General features: G+C 56.8%; 7 protein-coding genes. 5 read left to right on the forward strand and 2 right to left on the reverse strand.

Going from position 1 to position 9,095, the window contains the following annotated elements:
• Positions 1-151: 151 nt before the first annotated feature.
• Entirely contained in the window at positions 152-316 is a 165-nt protein-coding gene (locus RR842_RS08795) for a hypothetical protein (RefSeq protein ID WP_332729505.1), read from the reverse strand.
• A gap of 156 nt (positions 317-472) precedes the next feature.
• Here RR842_RS08795 and RR842_RS08800 point away from each other — a divergent pair, with 156 nt between their 5' ends.
• The 4 genes from RR842_RS08800 to RR842_RS08815 all read left to right on the forward strand — a co-directional run bounded on the left by RR842_RS08800 (position 473) and on the right by RR842_RS08815 (position 5,304).
• Positions 473-1,369, forward strand: a complete 897-nt coding sequence (locus RR842_RS08800; RefSeq protein WP_332729506.1) for an acetamidase/formamidase family protein — start codon at positions 473-475, stop codon at positions 1,367-1,369.
• A gap of 171 nt (positions 1,370-1,540) precedes the next feature.
• Positions 1,541-2,986, forward strand: coding sequence for an APC family permease (locus tag RR842_RS08805; RefSeq protein WP_332729507.1), 1,446 nt, complete (start codon positions 1,541-1,543; stop codon positions 2,984-2,986).
• A 422-nt stretch (positions 2,987-3,408) separates the two neighbouring features.
• Positions 3,409-3,942 carry a V4R domain-containing protein gene (locus RR842_RS08810; RefSeq protein WP_332514039.1) on the forward strand — a complete coding sequence of 178 codons (534 nt, stop codon included), beginning with the start codon at positions 3,409-3,411 and terminating at the stop codon, positions 3,940-3,942.
• 12 nt (positions 3,943-3,954) lie between these two features.
• The gene (locus tag RR842_RS08815) at positions 3,955-5,304 is read left to right on the forward strand and encodes a GGDEF domain-containing protein (protein ID WP_332729509.1); all 1,350 of its coding nucleotides are present in this window, start codon (positions 3,955-3,957) and stop codon (positions 5,302-5,304) included.
• 82 nt (positions 5,305-5,386) lie between these two features.
• On the opposite strand, the gene RR842_RS08820 is transcribed toward RR842_RS08815, so the two are convergent.
• Positions 5,387-6,802, reverse strand: coding sequence for a LuxR C-terminal-related transcriptional regulator (locus tag RR842_RS08820; RefSeq protein ID WP_332729510.1), 1,416 nt, complete (start codon positions 6,800-6,802; stop codon positions 5,387-5,389).
• A 306-nt stretch (positions 6,803-7,108) separates the two neighbouring features.
• On the opposite strand from RR842_RS08820, the gene RR842_RS08825 reads away from it, so the two are divergent.
• Complete coding sequence (locus RR842_RS08825; RefSeq protein WP_332729511.1) at positions 7,109-8,923, forward strand: flavocytochrome c; 1,815 nt, start codon at positions 7,109-7,111, stop codon at positions 8,921-8,923.
• Positions 8,924-9,095: the final 172 nt, after the last annotated feature.

Below are 9,095 nucleotides of genomic sequence, written 5' to 3' on the forward strand. Positions count from 1 at the left end.
CTAGCTTCTTCGAGAACAGCTCCCCCACCAGCACGGCGGCTTTCTCGTCGTTGTCGGGTATCGCATGCGCATACTGGTTCAGCATCAGCGATGCATCGGCAGGGCCTAAGCGATTCTGCACTGTCTTCACGTCCGCACCATTCGCCAGAAGCTAGGTCGTTTGGGCGTGGCCCAGCTCGAGGAACATCAGGCCGTTGAATTCGTAGCGATCCCGGAATGCTTTCCACCAGCGTTCAAAGTTGTGCATCTCCACAAAGCCACCGACTACCGAAAAGCACACGGAGGTTTCTCCGCGCTGCTTGATGCCTAGCTTCAACAGCTCAACAACTCCTACTGCGACCTGAAGCTGCTGACCCAAAGCTGCCGAAGTGTATTCACCCCTCGCTTTCCTGCGCGACCTGGCGTATCCTGATGCCAAACCGACGCGCTTTAGCGTGACGGAGTATTGCCGTCAATCAGGAGAGGAGGACGCATGAAGGAACTGAACGACGAGCGAGTGCTGTTCGCGTTCGACAAGGAGCTCGAGCCGGTGCTGAAGGTAGCGTCGGGCGAGACCGTGCGCATACGCACGAAGGATTGCTTCGGCAATCAGGTGCGCACACCCGAGGACGTGCTAGACGAGATCGACTGGGATGCCATCAACCCCGCAACTGGTCCCGTCTACGTCGAAGGCGCAGTACCCGGAGGCGCATTAAAGGTGACCATCGACAACATCGAGTTGGATGATCAGACAGCCTCGTGCACGGGCAAGAACGAGGGTGTCTGCGGCGACCTGTTCGATGCGTGGAGCACGCGCCTGTGCGCCATCGAGAACGACCGGCTCATCTGGAACGACAAGCTCTCCATCCCTTTGAATCCCATGATCGGTGTTATCGGCGTTGCGCCGGCCGGCGCGCCCGTGAACTGCGGCACGCCCGGTAGCCACGGCGGCAACATGGACAACACCGCCATCACCACGGGAGCTACGCTCTACTTTCCCGTGGCCGTCGAAGGAGCCCTGTTCGGTTGCGGCGACATGCATGCAGCTATGGGAGACGGCGAGATAAGCGTGTCAGGCGCAGAAGTTGCTGGCTGGGCCACGGTCACGCTCACCGCGCTGCCTGACCTCACCCTCACCAACCCACTCATCGAAAACGACACGCATTTCGGCGTGATCGCCTCGGCGGAAACGCTCGATGAGGCAGCCGACCGCGCTGTGCACGAGATGGTAGCTCTGCTGCACGACCGCACGGGAACACCCGAAGACGAGCTGGTACTGCTGCTGTCGATCGTGGCGGACGTCCAGGTATGCCAAATGGTAGACCCGGAGAAAACCGTGCGCTTCATGGTACCGAAGTACGTGCTGGAAGCGTTGGATTTCATCCTGTAGCCGTATCCGAACAGCCAGCTACCCGACACGCTTCATTTTGGTCGATGCACTGCATTTGAGTCGGAAGGTTTTTCTGGCTACAGCCAGAAAGGCTTTGACCTACCCCGCAGGACACCTCAATAGCTTGCTCCTGCACGCCTAGGATGACTGTCTACCCAAAGGAGATTTTTCATGACCGAAGAACAAAAGGCGGTGTCGTCGGCAAACGACGCAGCTCAGTCCCCTGCCACCCCGCAAACACTTATCGAGATGGAAAACAATGCTTCCGATGCAGCACTTGAGTCGATGGGATACAAACAAGAACTCAAGCGCGCCCTGTCCGTACCCGATATGCTGGTGTACGGCCTGATCTTCATGGTACCCATCGCGCCGTTCGGCATCTACGGCGGCGTGTTCGGCGATTCCGGCGGCATGCCGGCCCTCGTGTACCTGGTAGGCATGATCGCTATGATCTTCACGGCATTCTCCTACGCCGTCCTTTCCCGCGAGTTCCCCGTATCGGGTTCGGTGTACGGCTACACCAGCCGCGGCATCACCAAACCAGTAGGCTTCGTGACCGGCTGGACCATGCTTCTGGACTACCTGCTGGTACCCACGTTGCTCTATGTAGTGGCCGCCCAGGCCATGAGCGGCATCGTGCCCGAAATCCCCGCCGTAGTGTGGGGCATCTTGTTTGTGGTCATCAACACCTTCGTGAACATCCGCGGCATCGAGCTGACCGTCATCGTGAACCGCGTGGCCGTGGTGCTTGAAATCCTCTGCTTGACCGTGTTCGTGGTCATGGGCGTACTATGGCTGGCCACCGATCCGCTGTCCAACGGCTTCACGTTCAAGCCGTTTTACAATCCCGAGACGTTCAACATCGGCTTGGTCATGGGCGCCGTGTCGCTGGGCGTGCTGTCCTTCCTCGGCTTTGATGGCATTGCGACGCTGTCTGAAGAAGCCCACGATGCCAAGCGCGGCCCCTCGCGCGCCATGGTGGGATCGCTGCTCATCGTAGGCTTCCTGTTCATGTTGCAGACCTACATCGCGGGCTGCATCAGCCCCGACGGTGCCGTGTTCGCAAACGACCCCGACAATGCGTTCTACTTGGTTGCTGAAGTGGTCGGCGGTAAGTTCCTCTACATCTTGTGCGCCTTGGCAACCGCTATCGCCTGGGGCATCTTCAACTCGCTGGCTGCGCAGACGGCCATTTCGCGCATCCTGTTTGCTATGAGCCGTGACGGCAATCTGCCTAAGGCCCTAGCGAAGGTGCATCCGAAGTTCAAGACACCCTACGTCGCCGCCGCTTTCGTGGGAACGCTTTCTCTTGTGCTCGTCGTTATCTTCGAACAGCTGGGCATCGATGCCATCTCACGCCTGGTGAACTTCGGTGCACTCACGGCGTTCTGCATCCTGCACTTCACCGTGGTATGGCATTTCTTCATCAAGAAACGCGACGGCAAGGTGTTCACGCACCTCATCATACCGCTGCTGGGCTTCATCATCGTAGGATTCACCTGGTTCAGCCTGGATCCGGCCTCAAAGATCATGGGCATTACCTGGGTTGTCGCCGGCATCGTGTACTACGTCGTGCTGCATAAGGTGCTGAAAAAGAACGTCGATCTGGAAGTATAACCGCCCCCTCCTTGGACTAGCAATCTAAGCGCGAGGGAGCAAAATTGTAAACACTAAGTCGCGCGGGCGGTTCTCCTCAACTTCGATCGAACCGCCCGCGCGAAAGACAAACCCACCGGCCAGCATCAGCGCCATCAGGGGCAGATACAACCTACCTATCCCCGATCGCGAGAGCACTCGGATTCACGAACATCGTGCTCGTTTTGAATGCTCCTTATGTACGGTGCTTATGTACACCTCTTCGTAGTCTGCCTTTCACCTCTTTGAACTCCCTACAGCATCACAATCCGCTAAAATGTGAACAACTTTTCTTAAAGAGGCTTTTTATAGCTTTTACCGCACAACAGGTGTACTTTATAGGATGAGTGTACTCATGATCGAGTGACCGCGGAAAAGCAATCTATTTGCAAAAGGAGCCGCACATGTCAAACGTCTTCTCGCATTATCTTCACAGTGATTTTTCCTGGGATTCCCTCGGTGACATAAAAACCGGTCGAGGCAACTTAGGAGAGGACCTGCCTGTACTGGTATACCGTCTGATGGAGTATTCGCTGAATGACGTGCTCGTTAAAAAGGAGGGTCAAGAATACTCTAACGAGATATTTCGCAAAGCCGGCTTGCTAGCCGGATCAGAGTTTGCCAAAAATGCACTCGACCTTACTCTCGACACCGACGAATTTGTCTCATCTCTGCAAAAAACGCTGGCAGAACTCAAAATCGGCATTCTCCGCATGGAGCAATTTAACCACGAGACCGGCGAGTTTATCCTCACCATTGCCGAGGATCTCGATTGCAGCGGTCTTCCCCCCACCAACGAGGTAGTATGCACCTATGACGAAGGATTTCTCGCAGGCATCCTTAATGTATACAGCGGAAAGACCTATCGCGTTCGCGAAATCGACTGTTGGGCAAATGGCGCACGTGTCTGTCGATTCAACGGTATTGTTGAATCGTAGCATCTCGCAAACATGGACGAATCGAACAACATCCATCAGGCAGTTGAGGGTCTATCCAACGCTCAGGTAGCCGACATCCTTTTCAATTGTCTCAAGGACATATTATTCTCGCCTGACTCGGCCCGGATTGAATACGAGCGCCTCCCCAAAGCATTTAAGCAACTCGGAGAAGGTCTCGACTACTTGCTTCAATGTGTGAATGAGAACCGTTGTTTCGTTACCCAACTTTCTCAAGGAAACCTCGACGCTCTCCCTCCTTCGATTGAAAACCCGATTTCTGCCCCCGCAAAAGAACTACAAGGTTCGCTGCGCCACCTCGCTTGGCAAACCAAGCAGATAGCGCGGGGAGACTACAGTCAGCGAGTTGACTTTATGGGAGGTTTTTCTGAGGGATTCAATTCCATGGTATCCCAACTTGCCGAACGGACAAGCAAGCTCGAAGACGCGCGCTCTGACGCCGAACGTCGCAACAAGGAGCTTTCTCAAATTCAAGATTTATTCCTCGTCGTCATGAATAATTCGCCCGATTACCTTGTCGTACTCGATTTGGAAACCAATGGGGAATACCTTATGAACGATATCGCGAAAACACTCAAAGAGACCAATCCTGCCTTACCTCACGCCGTGCGCAAAGAGCTGTTCGCCCACTCACAAACCTATCGTACGGTCAACAGCAGGTGGGATCTTTCTGTATCCGTGCCCGATCTTAATAATCCGTCATGCATGGTCGAGTTTCATTTCAACATTTTAACGTACCCCATGCTATGGGGCATGCGTCAAGCCATGGTGCATATCATCAGCGATCACACAGACGAAGTCGAAAAAGAACGTGCTCTTATGTTCGATGCAAACACCGATCCTCTTACTAATCTTTTTAATCGTCGCTATGCGACAGAAAAACTCGATTCTTGGCTTCAGCAGGATATCCAGTTTTGCATCACCCTTATCGATATCGATCATCTCAAGTATTGCAACGACTCTTTCGGACACGAAAAAGGCGATACCTACTTACACAATGTGGGCAAATTTCTCTCCACCTACCTCGAAGACTCTGTACTCTGTCGCATGGGGGGCGATGAATTCCTGCTCATGACCAAGAATATCTCAGTACCTTACCAAGATGAGCAGTTGGAAGCCCTACGTTCCCGTTTTATGAAAGAGGGCATTGAGGGGTCTTCTTTAGTAGAACCCTTGCCATTCCCCCAAAGCTTCAGCTTCGGAACCAGTGAGCACCTCCCCCACAGTGGGATAACCTCCTCCGCTCTCCTTAAAGAGGCAGATGTTCGCATGTATCGATATAAGTCTCAATTCAAACCCCCGCTAGGAAGCACGATCAACTATCGAGAAACCCGACTAAGTTAAATCTTAATCAGCGCAAACACCTACCCTGTGTACCCTGAAGCAACACGCACAACCCAATCCCGAGAAGCGGACACTGTGAAGTTCAAACGGTTTCGTCTGTCCCTTCCAGCAACGCATGCAGTTCGTCGCGGCTGTGCACGCCGAGCTTGCGATAGATATGGCTGATGTGGGCCTTGATGGTGCCATGGGCCACAAATAGGTCCTTCTCGATTTCCGCCATCGATTCACGACGGGCAAGAAGCTGCAACACCTCTTCCTCGCGCGGGCTCAAATCGTGTGCGTGCGACAACGTGGCCACGCGCAGAGCTAGCTGCGGCGAAGAAGGCCCATCGCTCTCGGAAAAGGGATCGCCCGACACGGCAATGCCCCACCGCGCAGACAGGCCGCGCTCGGTGAACAGAATAGCCGTAAAAATGACGACCATGACAATAACGACGCCCGTATAGATGACCGATGTCGTCTGCTCGCCCGCGTGCGAGGACAGCACCGCAAGCAGACCCCAGCCCAAAAGCTCGACGATGTAGCGGATGCCTCGCTCAATGCCGCTGATCCACACGGCGCTGATACCGAAGCGGTACGTGATGCTGCTCAACACGATCATGATGAACATGGACAGCATCGTGTAGCCCGCGTCGTAGCACATGGCCATGATCTCGGGATTGGCGCCAAAGGAGGGCGTCACGAACAGGAAGCCGATGATGAACAGCGGGAAGGCGAGCTGGTAGATAGTATCAAAGTTGAACCATTTCGAAGCCGAAAGCACGCCGAAGAACACCAGGGCGCATACGAAAACCGCCCCCACAAGGTTGCCTGTGACCAGGGGTTGCGCGGGCAGCGTACCGAAGCCACCGGCAAACGTGCACACCGACATGAGCAAGATGGGCTTCCAGGGAAACGAGTACGATGCCCCCTGCCTCGCTTTCTGGGGAAGGTCGTGCGAGGGCAAGCGCCTCATACTGGCCTTGACGCACGCAAGCGAAACCAGCGGCAGCACGATGGCAAAGAACGCCAGATAGGCTGCATCCATACCCACGAACAGCCACTTCAACGCCTCTCCGAAGATAATGGCCATGGCATGATACAAGGCCACGCGCAACGGGTTCAGCGACCCGTAGAATTCCGCCCACATGAGGATAAGCGCTCCGAGGCCAGCACCTGCGCAGACCAGGCCAACCCATTTCAACGCATCGCCCTGCATGCCGAAGCAAGCTGCCACCACCAACGCAGACCCGCCCACCATCGCGACAGCCGCCGCGCGCCCGATGACTCGGTTCGACCACAGCGGCACCACTTTGCGCGCTGCAAAGGCAAGCGCAAAACACACGATGCCGATGGCTCCCTCGAACAGGAAGTAGTCGAACACGCCAATGGTGGGAAAGGCATCGTAGCGGAAGAAGGTGGCAAGCCAAGCGCGGTAGACTCCCACGCCCATAAACACGAGCGGAATGGCGGCCACGCGTCCGAACACGCCTTTCCACCGCTCTATGAAATCTTGCATGGCGCTTCGCCTTCCTGCGGTTTCGCTTCCCCGTGCCTAACTGCGACCTGACAACCGGTTCCATCATAGCGAAACAGCCCTGTTGGACAAGGGGTTAAAGGAGGGTTAAGGATTTAACCTCCCTGGATAATTGTCCATTTTTTCTAAGCTGATAGGATTTTGGGTGTTCGATCGAAACGGCACGTCGCACGTATACGCAACCCGCGCCGTGCCGAAAGAACACTAGGGAGGGTGCTGGCACGGCAATCTATGCCAGCCACGTCGGCGGCACATCGCATGCAGCCGACCAACGTCAGGAGGATGTACATGACCGGATTATCACGCAGGAAGTTTCTCACGGGCAGTGCGCTGGCAGCCGTGGGCGGTACGCTGGCTTTGGCCGGATGCGCGCCGTCGGGTAAAAAGGACGAGGGTGGCTCGGGAGCGGCAGGCTCCGCCGCCGGCATAGGCAGCGGTATGGGCAAGCACGGCACTTTTAACGTCGAAGTCATGGTGACGGACGGAAAGCTCGACCGCATCACGGTACTCGATTCGCGCGAAACGCCCGGCATGGGCGACGCAGCGATGGACCGCCTCTCAAAGCTCATCGTGGACAACCAGACGCTCAACGTTGACACCGTATCGGGCGCCACGCTGTCCAGTATGGCGTTCACCACGGCCGTGGCGCAGGCGCTCGATGCCGCCGGCCAGAAGTCGAGCGAGTGGAAGAAGCGCGACAAAGCCGAGTACGCAAGCGAGGTAAAACTTCCCACGTCCACCGATGTCGTGGTCGTAGGTGCGGGCGGTGCCGGTTTCGCAGCCGCCATCACGGCCGCGAACGAGGGCAAGAACGTCGTGCTCATGGAGAAGATGGGCATCTGCGGCGGCGACACCGCGCTGTCGGGCGGCGAGATGGCCGTACCGGGCAACTGGATTCAGAGCCACGAGGGCATTGCCGACTCTCCCGCCGATTTGGCCAAAGACATGCTGGTCGGCGGCGACGACAAGGGCGATCCCGCACTTGTGCAGGTTATCGCGGAAGGCGCGCTCGATGCTTCGCAGTGGCTCACATTCGAGGGCGGCATTTCGTGGAAGCACGACCTCATGCAGTTCGGAGGCCACGCCATCAAGCGCTCCATCATCCCCATCACGCACAGCGGCTCCGAGATGACTTCCAAGCTGACCAAACGCGTGAACGAGATGGACGAGATCGTGCTCGTAACCGACACGCGCGCCACGGAGTTGGTCAAGGACGCCAGCGGTGCCGTGACCGGCGTGAAGATGCAAAACGGCATCACCGGCGAGGAAGCCACCGTCGCTTGCAAGGCCGTCGTGCTGGCCGCAGGCGGGTTCGGCTCGAACCTGGAGATGCGCAAGAAGTACAACCCTGCCATGGACGAGTCCATCCTGTCCACCGACTCGGTTGGAGCCACGGGCGACGGCATCGTCATGGCCGAGAAGATCGGCGCGAACCTCATCGACATGGAGTACATCCAGACCTACCCCGTGTGCGACCCTGAGACCGGAGCTCTGCTGTACGTAGGCGATATGCGCCTTGAGGACCGCGCCATCATGATCAACAAGGAAGGCGACCGCTTCGTCGAGGAGCTCGATCGCCGCGACGTGCTGTCCAACGCCATCAAAAAGCAGACCGATGGCAAGGCCTATATGCTGTTCAATCAGAAGGAGGCCGACGAGACCGGCCTGCTGAAAACACATGCCGACGAGTATGAGAACCTCGAGGCACGCAAGGTCATCGTCAAGGCCGACACCCTCGAAGCCGCGGCCGAGCCGTTCGGCATCGATGCCGCTGAGTTGAAGAAAACCGTCGAGAAGTGGAACCAGTTCTGCAAGGACGGCAAGGACACCGACTTTAACTACCGCGCTAAGCTCGTCCCCATCGAGGAGGGCCCGTACTACCTCATGTCCTACAAGCCTGCCGTGCACTACACCATGGGCGGCCTGCATATCAACACCGACGCGCAAGTGCTCGACAACGCCGGTGCCGCCATCCCCGGCCTGTTCGCTGCCGGCGAGGTGGCCGGCCACAAGATGGGCACGAACCGTTTGGGATCGTGTTCCATGTCCGACATCTACACGTTCGGCCGTATCGCCGGAAAGAACGCCGCTGCGCTCGCGTAAGCTGGCACAGGCATCGGGGTGCCCTCCCCTCCTTCCCCAAAGGGCACCCCGATACGAAAGGAACAGCCCCTAGGGAATCGCACGTAGATAACCACCGCGTTCCCTGGCATCGAAAAAGCATCCCCTTCGTCTCGTTGCGAAGGGGATGCTTCTGTTCGGGGCTCGTGAACCC

The organism is Gordonibacter sp. (genome assembly GCF_036667095.1).
Classification (GTDB): domain Bacteria; phylum Actinomycetota; class Coriobacteriia; order Coriobacteriales; family Eggerthellaceae; genus Gordonibacter.

What these genes read in the sequence shown, in the direction of transcription:
- RR842_RS08800 (WP_332729506.1), top strand. Translation starts at nt 473, where the DNA reads ATGAAGGAACTGAACGACGAGCGAGTGCTGTTCGCGTTCGACAAGGAG.
- RR842_RS08805 (WP_332729507.1), top strand. Translation starts at nt 1,541, where the DNA reads ATGACCGAAGAACAAAAGGCGGTGTCGTCGGCAAACGACGCAGCTCAG.
- RR842_RS08810 (WP_332514039.1), top strand. Translation starts at nt 3,409, where the DNA reads ATGTCAAACGTCTTCTCGCATTATCTTCACAGTGATTTTTCCTGGGAT.
- RR842_RS08815 (WP_332729509.1), top strand. Translation starts at nt 3,955, where the DNA reads ATGGACGAATCGAACAACATCCATCAGGCAGTTGAGGGTCTATCCAAC.
- RR842_RS08820 (WP_332729510.1), bottom strand. Translation starts at nt 6,802, where the DNA reads ATGCAAGATTTCATAGAGCGGTGGAAAGGCGTGTTCGGACGCGTGGCC.
- RR842_RS08825 (WP_332729511.1), top strand. Translation starts at nt 7,109, where the DNA reads ATGACCGGATTATCACGCAGGAAGTTTCTCACGGGCAGTGCGCTGGCA.